This is a genomic window from Fusibacter paucivorans (assembly GCF_018390735.1).
In the GTDB taxonomy this organism is placed as follows: Bacteria; Bacillota; Clostridia; order Peptostreptococcales; family Acidaminobacteraceae; genus Fusibacter; species Fusibacter paucivorans.
On record NZ_JAHBCL010000024.1, the window covers coordinates 20,608 to 39,239 of the forward strand.

13 protein-coding genes and 2 riboswitches are annotated in these 18,632 nt (G+C 42.6%); of the genes, 11 read left to right on the forward strand and 2 right to left on the reverse strand.

The genetic code is table 11. The features are described 5' to 3' along the window. Positions 1 to 2 precede the first annotated feature (2 nt). The 5 genes from KHM83_RS13570 to KHM83_RS13590 all read left to right on the forward strand — a co-directional run bounded on the left by KHM83_RS13570 (position 3) and on the right by KHM83_RS13590 (position 6,931). Positions 3 to 812, forward strand: a complete 810-nt coding sequence (locus tag KHM83_RS13570) for a CheR family methyltransferase (protein ID WP_213237570.1) — start codon at positions 3 to 5, stop codon at positions 810 to 812. Positions 813 to 816: 4 nt separating this feature from the next. Next, positions 817 to 1,830 carry a protein-glutamate methylesterase/protein-glutamine glutaminase gene (locus tag KHM83_RS13575; protein ID WP_213237571.1) on the forward strand — a complete coding sequence of 338 codons (1,014 nt, stop codon included), beginning with the start codon at positions 817 to 819 and terminating at the stop codon, positions 1,828 to 1,830. A gap of 51 nt (positions 1,831 to 1,881) precedes the next feature. Continuing rightward, on the forward strand, positions 1,882 to 2,535 hold the full coding sequence (locus KHM83_RS13580) for a class II aldolase/adducin family protein (RefSeq protein ID WP_213237572.1): 654 nt from the start codon (positions 1,882 to 1,884) through the stop codon (positions 2,533 to 2,535). A 654-nt stretch (positions 2,536 to 3,189) separates the two neighbouring features. Continuing rightward, a complete protein-coding gene (locus KHM83_RS13585; RefSeq protein WP_213237573.1) occupies positions 3,190 to 4,932 on the forward strand; it encodes an ABC transporter ATP-binding protein in 1,743 nt (580 codons plus the stop codon). Positions 4,933 to 5,095: 163 nt separating this feature from the next. Continuing rightward, positions 5,096 to 6,931, forward strand: coding sequence for an ABC transporter ATP-binding protein (locus KHM83_RS13590; RefSeq protein ID WP_213237574.1), 1,836 nt, complete (start codon positions 5,096 to 5,098; stop codon positions 6,929 to 6,931). A gap of 355 nt (positions 6,932 to 7,286) precedes the next feature. Here the strand turns inward: KHM83_RS13590 and KHM83_RS13595 are convergent, their stop codons facing one another. Next, a complete protein-coding gene (locus tag KHM83_RS13595; protein WP_213237575.1) occupies positions 7,287 to 8,969 on the reverse strand; it encodes a methyl-accepting chemotaxis protein in 1,683 nt (560 codons plus the stop codon). A 180-nt stretch (positions 8,970 to 9,149) separates the two neighbouring features. Continuing rightward, positions 9,150 to 9,249, forward strand: a riboswitch (SAM riboswitch). A gap of 121 nt (positions 9,250 to 9,370) precedes the next feature. Here KHM83_RS13595 and KHM83_RS13600 point away from each other — a divergent pair. From KHM83_RS13600 to KHM83_RS13625, 6 genes are all read left to right on the forward strand, one after another. Further along, positions 9,371 to 10,579, forward strand: coding sequence for an aspartate kinase (locus KHM83_RS13600; RefSeq protein ID WP_213237576.1), 1,209 nt, complete (start codon positions 9,371 to 9,373; stop codon positions 10,577 to 10,579). Between the two features lie 46 nt (positions 10,580 to 10,625). Further along, positions 10,626 to 10,733, forward strand: a riboswitch (SAM riboswitch). Positions 10,734 to 10,882: 149 nt separating this feature from the next. Continuing rightward, entirely contained in the window at positions 10,883 to 11,764 is an 882-nt protein-coding gene (gene metF / locus KHM83_RS13605) for a methylenetetrahydrofolate reductase [NAD(P)H] (protein WP_213237577.1), read from the forward strand. A 159-nt stretch (positions 11,765 to 11,923) separates the two neighbouring features. After that, positions 11,924 to 12,604, forward strand: a complete 681-nt coding sequence (locus KHM83_RS13610) for a hypothetical protein (protein ID WP_213237578.1) — start codon at positions 11,924 to 11,926, stop codon at positions 12,602 to 12,604. A gap of 1 nt (position 12,605) precedes the next feature. Beyond that, complete coding sequence (locus KHM83_RS13615; protein WP_343213157.1) at positions 12,606 to 15,026, forward strand: homocysteine S-methyltransferase family protein; 2,421 nt, start codon at positions 12,606 to 12,608, stop codon at positions 15,024 to 15,026. 235 nt (positions 15,027 to 15,261) lie between these two features. Next, entirely contained in the window at positions 15,262 to 15,507 is a 246-nt protein-coding gene (locus KHM83_RS13620) for a PspC domain-containing protein (protein WP_213237579.1), read from the forward strand. Positions 15,508 to 15,697: 190 nt separating this feature from the next. Next, on the forward strand, positions 15,698 to 17,179 hold the full coding sequence (locus tag KHM83_RS13625; RefSeq protein WP_213237580.1) for a YjjI family glycine radical enzyme: 1,482 nt from the start codon (positions 15,698 to 15,700) through the stop codon (positions 17,177 to 17,179). Between the two features lie 130 nt (positions 17,180 to 17,309). On the opposite strand, the gene KHM83_RS13630 is transcribed toward KHM83_RS13625, so the two are convergent. Continuing rightward, positions 17,310 to 18,461, reverse strand: a complete 1,152-nt coding sequence (locus KHM83_RS13630) for a YibE/F family protein (protein ID WP_246543104.1) — start codon at positions 18,459 to 18,461, stop codon at positions 17,310 to 17,312. Positions 18,462 to 18,632 lie beyond the last annotated feature (171 nt).

Genomic DNA, 18,632 nt, shown 5'->3' on the forward strand with positions numbered 1-18,632 from the left:
TTATGAAAATTACACATGAAGAGTTTAAATACGTACAGCAAATGGCATACAATCAATTTGGCATTTATTTAACGGACGCCAAGCGATCACTCATTGAAAACCGCTTTACCAACATTGTTCAGGCAAAGGGTTATGAAAGTTTTATGCCGTACTTTGAGTCTTTGAAAAAGGATATGCACGGGTCGGAAATGAGTGAATTCATCAATCGCCTTACGACCAATCACACCTATTTTTTTAGAGAAGAAAAACATTTTGATTTTTTAAGAGAAACACTCCTGCCGGCATTGTTCCGGCAGGAGTCCCACAGTCGGGACCTTAGAATTTGGTCAGCGGGGTGTTCAAGCGGCGAAGAAGCCTTTACACTGGCGATGATTATTGACGATATGCTAGGTGATAAAAAACACCTTTGGGATACGACGATACTGGCAACGGACATTTCGTCAAAAGTATTAGAAAAAGCCAACGCCGGTCTCTATCCAAAGGAATCATTAAATAACATCAATCCGATTTATCGAAATCGATATTTTGAAATTATGGGAGACCTCTATCAACTCAAGCCAGCATTGCGCAAAGAAGTGGTCTTTCGAAAATTTAATTTAACGCATCCTTTTCAATTCAAGAAGACATTCCACATTATTTTTTGCCGAAACGTTCTTATCTATTTTGACAAAGCGTCGAAAGAAGCCGTTTTGACAAAATTCTACAACAGCTTAAACCATGGTGGCTACTTGTTTATCGGGCATTCTGAGACGATTGAAAATGGCAGCATTGGCTTTAAGTTCGTTGGGCCATCCATTTACATGAAGGAGTAGGACTATGCCGAAGCGCAAAGTAAGGGTGTTAATCGTCGACGATTCGATGATGTTTAGAGAGACGCTCAAAAAAATGCTGAACGAGGATGAGGGCGTTGAAATAGTTGATACTGCGGTTGATCCATATGATGCCAGAGACAAACTTTTAAAGCACGAACCAGATGTTATGGTATTAGACGTTCAGATGCCGCGTATGGACGGGATTGAATTTTTAAAACGATTGCTGCCGCAGTATCCAATTCCCGTAGTCGTTATGTCATCTCTTGACAATATGGTCTTTGATGCCTTGCGATATGGTGCGGTCGAATTTGTTAATAAACCGAATAGTAATGTGACGATGGACGACATGGTGAAAGAGCTGGTGATTAAAATCAAAATCGCTTCAATTGCCAATGTCAGCAGTTTGAAGCGGATTAATCGAAAGGCTCAGACCAATGGTCGCGCATCTGGGACAAATGTTAAGATCATTGCCATTGGCGCCTCAACAGGTGGCACAGAGGCGCTTTACGAAGTACTGCAAAGACTTCCGGGTGATTTACCGCCAATTGTCGTGGTTCAGCACATGCCGGCGGTTTTTACAAAAATGTATGCACAGCGTCTGAATGGGCTCTGTAAGCCCGTTATCAAAGAAGCAGAGAATGCTGAAGAGCTTAAAGCGGGTGCAGTCTATATCGCACCTGGCGGTTTACAGATGAGTATCCAAAGACAACAAAATAAGTCGATGCTCAGGGTATTTAACGGGGATAAGCGCAATGGGCACTGCCCGTCATGCGATGTACTCTTCGACAGTGTTGCCGCACTCTACGGGAAAAGTGCTGTTGGCATTATATTAACCGGTATGGGACAGGACGGTGCATACGGGCTTCTTAACATGAAACAGCGCGGTGCCGTGACACTGGGACAAGATGAAAAATCATCCGTTGTCTATGGTATGCCAAAGGTTGCCTTTGAAATTGGTGCTGTTGACTATCAGCTGCCGGTACAGGAAATTGGTCAAAAGCTATTACAATTGATATAGCTTCCTTCGCGTTTGTGTTATAATGGTCATAATATAATGAGGGGGTATATTATGTCTGTTAAACATCAAATTGCACGCAAAGACATAACGGATGCGGGAATGACGATTTTGTCACTTGATTACGTCGTCGGCACTGGCAGCAATATTAGTGTGCGCATTCCGGGTGAGGAACTGATTGCCATTACGCCAACGGGTATTGCATTTGACAAGATGACACCGGAAATGGTGGCGATTATTGATATGGAAGGCAACCGGATCGACGGTGAGTTTGAACCTTCAAAAGCCTTGCAGATGCATTTGAGTATTTATAAAGAGCGAGATGATATCAATGCGATTATCCATACGCATCCTACGTACTGCACAGCTTTGGCACTAGCGAGAAAGCCAATTCCGGGTGCTTGGGAAGATATGATCGAGAGTGTCGGAGGCTGTGTGAATGTTTCAGATTACGTGTTGCCGAATTCAAATCAAATCGGTCCTGTTGTCTGTGCGGCACTTGCCGATAAACTGGCCGTATTACTCGCGAACAATGGTTTATTAACCGTTGGTGAAAACTTAAAACGCGCCATTACCGTTGCTGAGATTTGCGAAAAATCTGCACATTCTGTTTTACTGGCGCATATGGTCGGCGGCCCCGTTCCCCTACCAGAGCAGGATTGCCAATTACTTAAGCAGTTTTATAATAAAAAAGTCTGCAAGCTTTAATGGACAAAAAGAATTTTAAAATGTTACAAGTCTGTTACAACCAAAAATAATGGTTGCGCACATTTGCAAAATCGGATAGAATTTATGTGAACGTGAGATATCGCGTTACAAAACGAAGGAGGTTATAAAGATGATTAAGTTAAACTTTGCTTTTACACAATGTAATACATCTGTGGATCATGACATTTACGCAATCAGTGCGTCCAAAATGCGTCAACCACGCCAACTTAATCTTGGAACATTTATAACCTGCGGGTATAGGCATTGATTAACAACAAATGTTTAACCACAGGTTGATCACCTGTGGTTTTTTTATACCTTAAATTTGATGTCGACTCAAATCGGCATAGAGAGGCCACGGGTGAAGGGGTCTCTTTTTTTATGAAAACATAATGATTTGCACACAAAGCAATTGTGGATTGATCACCTTCAAAAGCTGGACGTGTTAGTCATAAACAAGATTTATTCAACGAAATTTAGCATTGAAAATGAACAATAGGCACTTGATGCGCTGGAGCAATACTTTTAAAACTGACGGTTAAAGCCATCAGTGACATTGAAGGATTACGGCTGCTTGAGTGAATTAAATCTATCGCCAACAGCATCAACAGCGGCTTGGAGTGCTAACGGGTAAATATACAGGAGGTGACAGGCTTGAAAAACATCATTAAATTCATGGATGGGTATAAATTCATGTTCATTACAGCAATTTTGGCCATTGTTATCGCAACACTTATGCAATTGGCAACACCGATTATAATAAAATATGCCGTCGATACAGTTATTGGGCATGAAGATCCAGGCAATCTAGCATTTTTTCAGCAATGGTTTGGTGCAACGATAACAGGCGTCGTACTGGCATTTATCATAACGAACTTAATTCGCGGCATCTTTCTCTTTATAAAAGGTTATTTTTCAAATGTTGCCGCAGAGGCAATCGCAAAACGTATGCGAGATGCGCTTTATGAACACATTCAGTACATGCCGTTTTCATACCATACGGGGCGGGAAACCGGCGATCTCATACAGCGCTGTACTTCTGATGTAGAGACGGTTAGACGTTTTTTAGGTGTACAGGTTGCCGATCTCGGCAGAATCGTTTTTATGGTGGTGCTCTCCGTTGCGGTTATGTTTTCGCTAAGCGCTAAACTAACCCTTTACGCAGTGGTTTTGGTACCGGTTCTCTTTCTGTTTTCATATATCTTTTTTATTAAAGTTCAGCAGAACTTTACGAAATCAGACGAAGCTGAAGGCAGACTGACGACTGTCTTGCAGGAAAATCTGTCAGGGGTCCGCGTTGTACGCGCTTTTGGGCGGGAACGTTATGAAATTGATAAATTTGAAACGGTTAACAGTGAATACCGCGATACGACTTTTAAACTCATCGAACTCTTGGGCGTCTTTTGGTCATCTTCAGAAATTATGGCATTGATCCAGAGCGGTATTGTCTTAATTGTCGGTTCACAAATGGTCATGAGAGATGAAGTGACACTCGGAACACTCATCGCATTTATTACCTACGAATCAATGCTGCTTTTACCGGTGAAACAATCTGGCAGGCTGCTCAGTGAATTGGGCAAAATGACGGTTGCGGCAAAGCGTATTGACGAAGTACTCAGTCAGCCGGTTGAGACTGAAGAAACAGATGCCTTAAAACCGGCTATAAAAGGTGGGATTCGTTTTGAAAATGTTTCATTTGCTTACGAAAACGGTAAAGATGTTCTCAAGGGCTTAAACTTTGAAGTCAAAGCGGGACAAACGCTTGGCATTCTGGGCGCAACAGGATCTGGCAAGTCGACGTTGGTGCAGCTGCTGCAAAAACTTTATGATTACAGCGGCGAGATCTATATTGATGAGACACCACTTTCGAGAATTGATAGACATTGGATTAGAAAACACATAGGCCTTATTATTCAAGAGCCGTACCTATATGCAAAAAATGTTAAAGAGAACATCGGTATCACCGATCCATCTTATTCATTTGACGCCATACGACATGCGGCAGAACGTGCGGCGATTCATGAGAGCATTGAGGGATTTAAAGATGGTTATGAAACCATTATCGGCGAAAAGGGCGTTTCGCTTTCCGGAGGGCAAAAACAGCGTATTGCCATCTCCAGAACGATTATTGATGAAACGAAACCTATATTGGTCTTTGACGATTCGCTCAGTGCGGTTGATACGGAAACGGATCAAAAAATTAGAGAAGCACTGGCTGCCAGAGAGTCAGAAGCAACGACAATCATGATCAGCCATCGTTTGACGACATTGGCAAAAGCCGATGTAATCATCGTGTTGGACGAAGGTGAAATTCTGCAAATGGGAACGCATGAGACTCTAATTGCGGAAGAGGGCATGTACAAGCATATTTGGGAACGTCAGCGTGCCATCGCATAGATATAAGAGCACAACAGCAGCGTAGATCCGCTGCAGATTTTTAAAAAGATAAAAAAGTTTCATGAAAAGGCACAAAGTGATTTTTTAAGGCAAAGAGATTGCTTAAGAAGACTTTCGAGCTTAACACAGCAACTAAATTTGATTAAACAAGGAGGTGTTGACCATGGTAAAGCAAGAGACGACACAGCTTAAATATGATAAGACCATCTGGAAGACACTGTTTCAATACTTTAAATCAATGAAGCGCGACTTTGTGATATTGGCGTGCTTCATGGTAGCACTTGCGGCAATGGATATTATATTTCCACTTGTGACACAATACACCATCGACCATATCATTTTAAAAAATTGGTCAGAGGGATTAACCATTGTAGGGATCGTCTACGCAGTTTTAGCCGTTTTATTAACGGCAATCGTCTATTTCTTCATTCGGCATGCCGGAAAGATTGAAATGGGAATGGTCTATAAAATGCGAAAGGACAGTTTTGAAAAGCTTCAAAAGCTCTCCTTTAGTTATTACGATCAGAATGCTGTGGGGTGGATGATTTCGAGAACGACGTCGGATGCCGCCAAGATTTCTGAAACAGTGGCTTGGGGACTTGTCGATCTCATCTGGGGATTGACTATGATGGTCGGCATTGCCATCGTTATGCTGATTGTCAATGTAAAACTGGCGTTAGTAACATTGGTAACCATTCCATTGCTCGCGCTTGTGAGTGTTGCTTTTGAAAAGAAGATGCTCATTGCATATCGGCATGTAAGACGAATTAATTCCAAAATAACAGGACTCTTTAATGATGGTATTGCAGGCGCTAAGACGACAAAAACATTGGTGAGAGAATCACTGAATTGTCGTGAATTTGAAACGGTTACCAGTGAGATGCGCATGGAATCCGTCCGTGCAGCGACGTTTTCATCGGGGTACTTGCCGGCAGCGCTCTTTATCTCTGCCATTGGCACTGTACTGACACTCTATTTCGGCAGCAGCGAAGTATTAAACGGGGGCATTACTTATGGAACACTGGTGCTCTTCGTTACATACGCGCGGCAATTCTTTGATCCGGTTTTGGAACTGGCGAGAATTTATACCGAAATGATTAGTGCGCAGGCCGCGGCAGAACGTGTCATGCAGTTGATCCACGAACCTGAAATGGTAAGTGACCGTCCGGAGGTCATTCAAAAATACGGTGATCATTACCATCAAAAGCGAGAGGCGTGGGAAACGCTTCATGGTGACATGGTATTTGAAAATGTTGGGTTTAATTACAAACCCGGCGAAAGTATTTTAGAGGATTTCAATTTGGAAGTTAAGCAGGGTGAGACTATTGCACTCGTAGGTGAAACGGGTTCCGGCAAGAGCACGATTGTGAATCTGGCATGCCGATTCTATGAACCGACATCCGGTGTCATCAAAATTGACGGCGTCGACTATCGTAAACGTTCACAGAGCTGGCTGCATGCCAATATTGGCTATGTGCTTCAGACACCGCATCTCTTTAGCGGAACAGTGATGGCCAACATTCGTTACGGGCGTCTGGACGCATCGGAAGAAGAGGTTATGGCAGCGGCCAAAATGGTCAATGCCCACGAATTTATCATTAAAATGGAGCATGGTTACCATTCACAAGTAGGTGAAGGCGGGGCCAGACTTTCTACAGGTGAGAAACAGCTTATTTCATTTGCCAGAGCGATTTTGGCAGATCCTAAAATATTCTTCTTGGATGAAGCAACTTCTTCCATTGACACGGAAACGGAAGTAAAAATTCAAGAGGCGGTTGAAAAAGTCCTTGAGAACAGGACGAGTTTTATTATTGCACATCGACTTTCAACGATTCGACAGGCGGACCGTATTCTTGTCATTGACAAAGGCCGTATTGTCGAAGCTGGAAATCATGCGGCATTGATGCAGAAACGTGGTGCCTATTATAATCTTTATACCAATCAGTATGGCGAGGCACTGCTTAACGAAAAGAAGAAACATAAGCTGCGGAGCGCTTAGCGCGCAGCAGGAGGACACGTTATGAATATGTTTGTATTAAAAAAATTTAAAATAGAAGATTACTACTTGACGTATAGTCAAAAAGACAACACAGAATGGCGAATGTACTTAAAGAACGAGTATGGCATTCGTCACGAGAATGACTATGACAAAATAAAATTTAGATATTAATACGCTGTTGATCCAAATCAAAAGCATGTATGAAAAAGGCGACATTCCAAGAAGATTAATACTTGGAACGTCGCTTTTTCATACGGTTTTTCGGATTGTTATTGTCGAATGGGCAGCTTAATGCTGTGAAATATGGGTGAGGATTTGGGGACAGCACCTTACATTGTGCTATCCAACCTCCGCTTTATAATCTGAATCTAGATATTTCACCAGATAGCGATTCGGTTGCTGTGACGAGTGTTTGATTATGTGTTTGGAGTGATTGACTCGTCTCGTTAATTTTTTCAATGCTTGTGGTGATTTCATATAAATTGAGTGTATTCTTTTCGACATCGGCCGTAATGTGATTAACCGTATCGTTCACCTGTCGCATGGCGATTTCAACTTCGGTAAAGTTTTCATGAATATCACCGATTAAGAAACCCAGATGACTGGCATTTTCAGTGTAATCCTTAAGAATGGCTTCTGTTTGTTCAAGGGACATTTGCATTTGATGCGTTGAAAAGGTGCTGAATGCCGTTGATTCATTTTGCAGAACATTTACGGCTTCCAGAACGTTTTTTGAAATATCTTGAATTTCCATGACCGCGGATTGAGAGTCCTGCGCCAGTTTTTTGATTTCTTCTGCAACGACGGAAAAGCCCTTGCCGTGAACACCGGCGCGAGCCGCTTCAATAGAGGCATTCAGCGCAAGTAAATTGGTTTGTTTGGTCAGTAAAAAAATGCTTTCAGAGAGCTGACCGATGGCGGCAACGCTCTTTGAACTTTCAATGGCATTATTGAGCCGTTCCTGTATGGCGTCGGATTCGAGTTTGGATTGATGATGAGAATCCAATACTTCTGACTGTAATTGATCTGCACTTTGCTGAACGGTTTGAATAATGTTCTTCGACTGCTCAACTTGTTCAAATGTGTTTTCAATATGAGCGTATATTTCTTCCGTGACACTGGAAATTTCTTGGATTGATGCGTTGGAATTGTCCATGTTTTCACTGAGTGTATGCGTTGACAAATTTATTTTGTCGAGTTCTTCAGCAATATAAGTTTGCTCATCGCGAAGGGACTGCGTAAAAGACAGAACGCTTTCTGAAGTGTTTTGCACGCGAATGATGATGTTGTGAACATGTTTGATAAAGGCGTTAAATGCAGTGGATATCTTTCCGAGCTCGTCTTTTGAGACAACCTTGATTCGACTGGTTAAATCACCCTCAGAAGAATTGAGCGAGTCGAGTTCACGTTGTAAGTTGCGGAAAGCATAATTGAGTCGGGCCATTAATCTTATAGAAAGGAGCAGTAGGACGATCATGGCAGCGGCGATGACTGAAACGGTGATGCGAATAGTTGCCTGATAATGATTGCTGCTGTCTGCATTGGCTGATTTAACAGATGTAGACAATTTATCTCGAACAGCTTCGATATCATTTTTCATATGGTCATACGTTGTACGGCTAGTGGACATCAGCGTGGTGTCGGAGATGACATCGGGTTTGAAAATCGTTTCGCTGATGGCTTCGTAAGCTTCCCAGTCTTCAAGAAATTTTTGCCATTCATCCATTTGAACAATTTCAGGGTACTTTTCTATTTTTTGAATGTACTGCTGAATGCGATTAAGCGTTGAAGTAGAAAAATCATAGGCACTGAGTTTTTCAAGTGGATCGGAAAGCAGGTTATAACTGAACTCTTGAATGCGATACTCCGATAAATTTGAAAACAGCTGATTAATATCATTTAAATCTTGGTACATTGCTGTAATCGATGATTGGTTGCCGTAAATTTCATTTAGCCCATACAGTGAAACACCGGCAATTGTTAAAATGGTGACGAATTGCAGCAATACGAGTGTTAATATTTTTTTGCGAATACTCATTGAATCCTCCCAGAAAATCTTCATCATGGCATTAGCCTACAGCAAGGGGGCAGTTTTAGGCTATCAGCAGGGGGTAAATGTTCTGTTAAAAGTGCGTAAAGGGAAAAAACAGTTGCATCTTTGAGCGCTTTGTGCTAATATCACTATTAGCAATTAAGTCTTAGACTTTACAAATGCATACTGTTATCAAGAGTGGCTGAGAGAATAGGCTCTATGACGCCCGGCAACCTGCATTTGCGTGGTGCCAATTCCTACATTTCGATGAAATGAGAGATAAACGGATCCGGTCGCTTTCATTGAAGCGGCTTTTTTAATGGACATTGGCTAACAAAATCATTTTATAGATTCAATAACTGATAAAGACGTTTGAAGCGTTAATTTGATAGAAAGGCGGCGAACACATGGCAATTATAGTTCAAAAATACGGCGGGACGTCAATGGCGGATGCTGACTGTATCAAAAACGTGGCGCAAAAAGTTCTACGTGCCAAAAGCGCCGGCAAGAAAGTTGTCGTCGTCGTTTCTGCACCAGCAGGGATGACGGATGACCTCATCAGGCGGGCAAAACAGGTAACGGAGAAGCCGACGGGAAGAGAGCTCGATATGATTCTCTCAACGGGTGAACAGATATCGATATCACTTTTGGCAATGGCCATTCAAAGCATGGGAGAAGAAGCCATTTCCTTTACAAGTGCTCAAGTAGGCATTTTAACGGATGGTGTTCATAACAAGGCTAAAATTGAAGCCATTAATACGTCGAAAATATTAGCAGAACTTGAACGCGATAAAGTGGTTGTGATCGCAGGTTTTCAAGGTGTCACAAAGGATCTTGAAATTACGACACTTGGACGAGGCGGTTCAGATACCTCAGCTGTTGCACTCGGCGTGGCACTTGAGGCGGAAGAAGTGGAAATCTATACAGATGTCGATGGCATTTATACAGCCGATCCGCGCATTGTCCCAAATGCACGAAAAATTGACAGCATTTCTTTTGATGAAATGCTCGAGATGGCCGGTGCCGGAGCAAAAGTGCTGCACCTTCGAAGTGTCGAACTCGCAGCGAAGAACAATTTGCCGATACACTTGAGATCATCGTTTACAGACACGATGGGGACTTATGTCGTAGGGGAGGATACATCCATGGAAAAAGTATTTGTCAGAGGTGTTGCACACACCACAAACAATGCTAAAATTACCATTGCCAATTTAAAACATACTTCAAAAAATGTCGCATATCTCTTTCATGAAATTGCTGAACAGCATATTAACGTCGACGTCATCACGCAAAACTATTTAACGAAAGACGATGTGACGATATCCTTCACTGTGACGGAAGAAGACTTCGATCGCGCGCTGGCGCTGACAAAGACATTGGCCGAAGCGATCGGCGCAGAATCAGTGACAGGAGAACTCGGCGTTGCAAAAGTATGTGTCATCGGTGTGGGAATGAAGAGTACGCCGGGCGTTGCCGCAAGGGTTTTTGAATGCTTGGCAAACAACGATATTGAGATTGATTTGATTTCAACATCTGACATTAATATTACCTGCGTCATCAACCAATCGGACTATTCAAAAGCAGTACTTGCAATTCATAATGAATTTGACTTATAATAATCATTAAATCAAGGCGATTATTAATCGCAGACAATTATATAACGACTTATTAAGAGTGGCTGAGAGACTGGCTCTATGAAGCCCGGCAACCTACATCTCATTTGATGTGTGGTGCTAATTCCTGCATTTCCTATGAAATGAAAGATAAGATTTTGAGAGAGATCGTTTCATGCAATAGGTGGAGCGATTTTTATTTTATGAAAATTGATCAAAAAGCATGTAAGTAAGGCGATGATGCAATGCGCTCACGTTTATAAATCATGCTAAATAGTATAATTCGATAACTCGAAGGAGGCAAAAATGGATATTAAAACTATTTTTAACAAGAAGAAACCGGTTCTTTCATTTGAAATCTTTCCGCCAAAGCGTGACGGCGATCTCAACAGCGTTTATAAAACCATTGACGCACTGGCGATGCTAGATCCTGATTACATTAGTGTTACCTATGGTGCAGCGGGATCTGAACGCAGCAATACAACGCTGGATATTGCGGCGTTTATTCGAAAGCAGTATCAAATTGAATCTCTTGCCCACTTAACTTGCGTTTCATCCAGTAAGGACGATGTGGATCGAATTTTTGATAAATTTGAAGCGGCGGAGATCGAAAATATTTTGGCTTTAAGAGGTGACTTACCGGAGGGAATGGCAACGAATAACCGTGCATTTCAATATGCAGGCGATCTGATCCAGTACATCAAAGAAACGAGAAATTTTACCGTTGGCGCCGCATGCTACCCTGAAGGACACATTGAAGCGAAGAGCAGAACGGTGGATCTGATCAATTTAAAACAGAAAACGGCACAGGGAGCAGATTTTCTGGTTACCCAGCTGTTTTTCGACAATGAAAAATTTTATGATTTCAGGCGAGAAGTCAGAGCGCTCGATATTGATATTCCAATAACTGCAGGTATTATGCCAGTGTTGAACAAAAACCAGATCGAGCGCATGGTGGCACTGAGTGGCGCAAGTCTGCCTGATAAATTTAAGCGCATTATGTCAAAATATGAATTTAACCCACAAGCGCTTCACGATGCCGGCATTATTTATGCATCAGAGCAGTTGGTTGATCTTCTGTCAACGGGCGTTGACGGCATTCACCTCTATGTGATGAATAAACCTGAGGTAGCAAAGCAACTTGTGGATAATGTTTCTAATGTTCTCAAAGCACTGCGCTCATCGTGACAAAAATCGTGTAAAATAGAAAGTGACAATTCGTGCTTGTAGTCGTGATGGATACATTTGATCAATCGATTTGAATGGAGCGCCAATCCAATAAAAAATAAATGCGATGTCAGGTCCTGAAATATGTGCAGGATAATGCATCATAGAAAGTGAAAGAAGATGACACTTGAACAAACCATTTTAAACGGTGTTGACCGGAATGAAATTTATCGATACCTGAGTGCCAAGCGTAAAGTTGACGATTCTTGGCAAACCTATGTGGAAGCAGTACTGGAAGAAACGGGAACCTTGATATTACCTAATCAGCTGATGATTGAAGATGCCATCAGTATTGATGCAAATCAAGTCAAGCTCATAAGCAGTGAACTCCAGCTGACATCAGAAAATTTTGCGGATCACATCAAGGGCGGTAAACGCCTTTGGATTGTAGCAGCAACGCTTGGGCACCTTATCGAACGCAAAATAAAATACTATTTTGCTGTAAATCCAACCCGAGCTGTGGTTATGGATGCCTGTGGTTCGGCACTGATTGAATCGTATTGTGATATCTTAGAACGGTCGATCAAAGATGCGCACACAGAAGTAAAGGGATTTACCAGCAGATTTAGTCCCGGCTATGGTGACCTAAGTCTAACAACTCAGCGTCAGCTCTTTGAACGGTTTGACATTTCAAAGCGAACGGGGATTCACTTATCAGAAGGCGATCTTATGCTGCCGCAAAAATCGGTTGTTTTTATGATCGCCGATCAACCAGTTGATACGCCGCAGTCAATAGGCTGCCAGCATAAATGCGCAAGTTGCACACTGCAGCATTGCATCTATAGAACGGAGGGTATGTAACGTGTTAAAACAACGGATTAAAAATGGCACGCTGATCTTTGATGGTGCTATGGGGACTTATCTTCAGAAAAGCGGTATGGCTGCTGGTGAACATCCAGAGACATTGAATATTTCACAGCCGGCGTTAATACAGTCCATACACCTTAAATATTTAAAAGCGGGTTGTGATGTGCTTACCACCAATACATTCGGCGCAAGTCCGCTTAAATACCCCGGCGATATTGCACCTGCCATTGAAGCGGCAGTTGCAAATGCCAAGGCGGCAATTGATGCATATCAAAGGGAAACAGGTGATGCCTCACCAAAATATATCGCATTGGATCTAGGTCCGATTGGGCAGTTGTTGGCACCAATGGGAACCTTATCGTTTGACGATGCTTATGAGAGCTATCGCAGACAAGCTGAAATAGGCATTAGAGCAGGCTGCGATTTGATATTAATTGAAACGCAAACCGATATTTATGAAGCCAAGGCAGCTGTTTTGGCATCAAAGGCCAGTGGTGATATTCCCGTTATTTGTACCATGTCTTTTGAAACGGGTGGTCGAACGTTTATGGGAACAGATATTGAAAGTATGGCGACGATCCTCGAAGATTTAGGGGTTGATGCACTTGGATTAAACTGTTCCTTCGGACCGAAGGAAATGCTGCCGCTCGTTGAGAAGCTCATTGGTGAAACATCGTGTCCGATTCTCATTCAGCCGAATGCCGGTTTGCCGAAGACGATTGACAACATCACCGTTTACGATACAAAGCCATTGGCGTTTAAAGAAATTATGACGAAAATTAGGGCACTTGGCGTCACGCATATCGGCGGTTGCTGCGGAACCGATGAGCAGTATATAGCAGCATTAAAAGAAATTGTGATATTAATGCCGTCGCCAGATCGAAAACCGGCGCCTGAGCGCTTTAGAATTGCATCTTATGCCAAGACGGTTACCATTGGTGGCTGTGCACCTGTCGTCATTGGTGAGCGCCTCAATCCGACGGGAAAAAAACGGCTAAAGGAAGCGTTGCGGCAGCTGGATAAAGATTATATATTAAAGGAAGCCATTTCACAGATCGAACAGGGCGCAGCGGTGCTGGACCTCAATATCGGTTTGCCGGAAATTGATGAAGCCGCACTGATGCCCGTGCTCATTCGTGAAATTCAAGGGATCGCCGATATCCCAATTCAAATTGATTCATCCGATCTCAACTGTTTAGAGGCAGCTGCCAAGTACTATAACGGTAAACCGATGATCAATTCTGTCAGCGGCAAGCGTGAATCGCTTGATACGATATTGCCGATTGTCAAGCGCTATGGTGCATGTGTTTTGGGTCTGACACTTGATGATAATGGAATCCCATCTGCTGCGGAGGCGCGTTTTGCCATTGCTGAAAAAATTGTTCGAGAAGCGGTTGCTTTAGGGATTCCCAAACGCAATATTATCATTGACTGTCTGGCGTTGACGGCATCTGCACAGCAGTCGGATGTTATCGAAACCATCAAAGCCATTCAACTTGTTAAGTCGCGTTTAGGGGTGCCGACGGTACTGGGAGTCAGCAACGTATCGTTTGGATTGCCATATCGACAGTTATTGAATCAAACCTTCTATATTATGGCGATGACAGCGGGCTTGGATGCTGCCATTATCAACCCCGGCCATCAGGAAATGATGTCAGCACGCGATGCCTTTAACGTTTTAAATGGATGGGATGAACAGTCGAAAGATTATATTCAAACATACGGTCATATTACAAAGCGTGTTGAAACGATCCGCAAGGAAGCGGTGTCAGGAGCTGATGCTGGCGATGGATCAACTGGCGGACTGTATGATATCATCCTGAAAGGGCTCAAAGGGCAGGCGAGTGAGACGGTTGAAGGCCTGCTTAAAACAATGCCGCCAATGGCAATTGTCGATGAAATTATTATTCCGGCGCTGAATGATGTTGGCAGCCGATTTGAAAATGGAACGATCTTTTTGCCGCAGCTCATTCAGTCAGCCGAAACGGTTCAACAGGCTTTTGAAAGGCTTAAAGCGGCGCTCAGTGCCGTTGAAGGTGCTTCTATCTCGAAAGGCAAACTCGTTTTGGCAACGGTTCATCACGATGTTCACGATATTGGCAAAAACATTGTGAAAGTCATCCTTCAGAATTATGGTTTTGAAGTTGTTGATTTGGGCAAGGATGTGCCGCCGGAGACTATTCTCGAAGCATGCGTGCAGTACGATATTCAGGTCGTTGGACTGAGTGCCTTGATGACCTCAACGGTGACTTCAATGGAGAAGACCATTGCATTAATCAAAAAGGAACGGCCGGAAACGATCTTCATCGTTGGCGGCGCCGTGCTCAATCCGGAATATGCTCAAATGATTCGCGCAGATCATTATGCAAAAGATGCTCGGGAAACGGCACAGATTGTGCAGCAGTTATTTCGCTAAAACCAATAGATTAGTATTACGTTAGAAAGCCATTAGAATACACTAGAAACCTTGAATTCCGCTTATTGATGCTATAAACTTACACTATAGAGAACAGTTCAGGAAATTGTATCATTACCATTCGTTAGTCTTTCACGACAAAATGCTGTATTTTCGTATAATGAATACCGTAACGGTTGTCGTGAACGAATAAAAATTTGAATGATGCAATTCGCTCAGTTACTTGGAGGTAAACATGGCGAAGAATAAACTTTGTAAAATTAGATCGGAAGGTAGAGTTTCTGGTGTTTGCGCCGGATTAGCAGATTATTTTAATATTGATGTCACCATCATACGGCTTATCTTTGTGTTAACAGCCTTCTTTGGTGTTGGATCGCCAATTGTGATTTACATCGTTCTGGCCATCGTCCTGCCGGAATACGACCCCGATTCTGTTGATTTCGAAGAAGTGTACGATGACGATGATGATGAGCGTTACTAATCTGATAAAACGCGACAATGACAATATGGTTTTTATTAAAACGCAGGATTCTGTCCAATGGATGGTATGACTGCGTTTTTTACGAATATGTTATCTTATTAGAATGGTTATTCTTACTAATTGGCGTTATAATAAGGGTAGAGGAAATGAAAATCATTCGGATATAGAACAATAGATAGGATGCGATAACATGAAAAAAGAAATACTTGAAACCATTGTTGACCCGGTGCTCACTTATGAAATGAAAGTTAACACCTTGGCAAAACATGCAGAAAACTGTTTAGATGTTTTACCGCAGACAGATGCACTGAAAGCATATCGAGAAGCGGGCGTCATTTGCGATTTGTTTGAAGGCAACGCGCCTTACAGACCGCGTTATATACTGCCGGATTATGAGCGTTTTATGGCTGAGGGCAGTGCCTTTTTAAATTTAAAACCTGCCGAAGATCTTGAAGATGCTCTCAATAACTTGATCATCTTATATCGGCATGTACCTTCCATTACGACATTTCCCGTCTTTATCGGTGAACTGGATAAACTTTTGGAACCGTATATTGAAGATGAAGCAGTCGCTTACCGCGCTATTAAGCGCTTTTTAAAATATATTGATCGCACCATTACAGATTCCTTTTGTCATGCGAATATAGGGCCGGAAGCAACAGTAGCAGGACGCTTGATTTTAAAAGCAGAAAGAGAACTGCAAGATTCAATCCCGAATATTACCCTCAAATATAGCGCAGAAACGCCGGATGAATTTGCGATTGATGCCATTGAGACAAGCTTTATAACGGCGAAGCCGAGCTTTGCCAATCATATGATGTTTACAGAAGAATTGGGCGATCGCTACGGCATTGCCAGCTGTTATAACGGCCTTTCAAAAGGCGGCGGTGCTTTTACACTGACACGCCTCGTCTTGTCTAGGCTCGCAGAGAAAACAGATGATTATCAGCACTTTTTGAAGGTGATGCTGCCGGATGTCGTCAAAGAGATGATCGGCTACATTCATGCACGCGTCGATTTTATCGACCGAGAAGTAGCTTTTTTTGACCACAGCTTTTTAGTCGAAGAGGGACTTTTAGACCGCAATCGTTTTGCGGCGATGTTTGGTCTTGTCGGTTTAGCGGAAACAGTCAATCATTTTCAGCCTTCAGGATGCCGTTATGGTCATGACGCAATGGCAAATCAAATGGGCGTTGAGATCATGGATCAGTTAGAGACATTGGTTAAGTCTTATACGCATGAGCGCCTGTGGCCGGATGGTCACTGCATGCTGCACGCGCAAGTGGGGATTGACACTGATTTGGGGATTTCGCCCGGTGTTCGTATTCCGATTGGTGAAGAACCGGATATTTACAGCCACTTGGCGCAAATTGAGCAATTCCACAAGTATTTTCCATCAGGTGTCGGTGATATTTTTGCATTTGATGAAACAGTTGAACGCAATCCGCAATATGTACTCGACATTATTAAAGGCGCTTTCAAACGCGGCATGCGCTATGTGTCATTCTATGGCGAGGATGCAGATGTGATTCGCATTACGGGATATCTTGTGAAAAAATCAGAAATAGAAAAATTGTCGAAAGGTGAGCAAGTACTTCGCGATACAGTTGTATTGGGAAAAGGCGCTGTTGACAATGGACGTGTTTTAGAGCGAAAAGTAACAGGTTTATAAAAGAAGACTTGAGTGCATAGCGAACCCCCGTCATGACAGTTGCAATAATACTGATACGGTCATAACGGGGGTTTATAGTTGAATACTGTAAGAGCGTCAAAGGCTAGTGTGCCGATTGCCATTTTGTCTTTTAAGCTTCGTTGTTTTTCGAATAAAGCAGCGCGGCGATAAAAGCCGTTAATGGCATGGTGAATAGAATGCCGAGACTTCCGATTAGTGCTTGTAAGATTTCTGTGACGATGACTTCGCGATTTAAGACGTCAATGACAGAGGGATTATAGGAAACCATTAATAAAACGAAGGAAAGTGAACTGCCAATATAAGCCAAAATCAGTGTGTTTGACATCGTTCCCATAATGTCCTTACCAATATTGAGTCCTGAGCGAAATAAAGCGCTTCTGGATAAGTTCGGTGAAGATTGTTTGAGCTCATACAGTGATGACGCAATCGACATGGCGACATCCATAATGGCACCTAGAGCACCAATGAGAATTGCAGCATAGATGATTCCCTTTAGATCAATTGGATTGTCTGGATTGACAAACATGAGGTATGCGGAATCTTCGTCAATAAAACCGGTTAGTTTTAAAGTGCTGTTCAAAAAAAGTGTCAATCCGGCTGAAACGAGAACGCCGCTAAAGCAGCCGATGATCGCGCAGTAACTCTTCGAGTGATAGCCATTGATGATAAGCAGTGTCGTCAGCGTTACAAAAATACAGATGACAATGGTCCAAAAATATATATTGAATCCGGATAGTATGGCGGGAATAAAGACAAAGAAGATCGCCAAGACGGTTAAAGAAAGTGAAACGAGAGTATTGATACCCTGACGTCGGCCAAAGAGAATCAACAAGGCCGCAAAAACGAAAGCAATATAGATGAGGGCATCGGTTCGCTGATATTCTCCCAACGACCATTCAGCACCTACAGTTTCATCGGGATAATGGTATAGAATAACCTTGTCGCCAGTGTCTACCGGTCTTAATTGCATCAGAATAAAGGTGTTTAAATTCTGATAACCGGTGACAACGGTTCCCTTATTGTCGCCGCGCAGGATTTCTGCTTTGAAAATGATGGTTTCATTCGTATAGTTCTCTGTTTCGCTGATGGCAACGGTTTCTGTCTGATGATCCAGTATTTCAGTGACGCGAGCCTGCTCAACTTCTGTGTCATTTTGCCCTTCAAAAGCAGTGAGGTTTTTTGTTGCGTACTGATTGCCAAACCAGAGTAGGATCATTGCGAGAAAAAGTGTTAAAAGATAGCTTGCATTTTTAGACATCATAATAGGACTCTACTTTCGCTGTAATAAATTGAGGCTGCTGTTTTTCATTGACTGGAATCTGCATCGAATGATCTACGCGAGATTCAACAGATAAAGTATATCAAAGTCATCTGATCCATGCAATTTGATAAAGGTGACAATTATATGAAATTAACGTTACATAAGCGAATT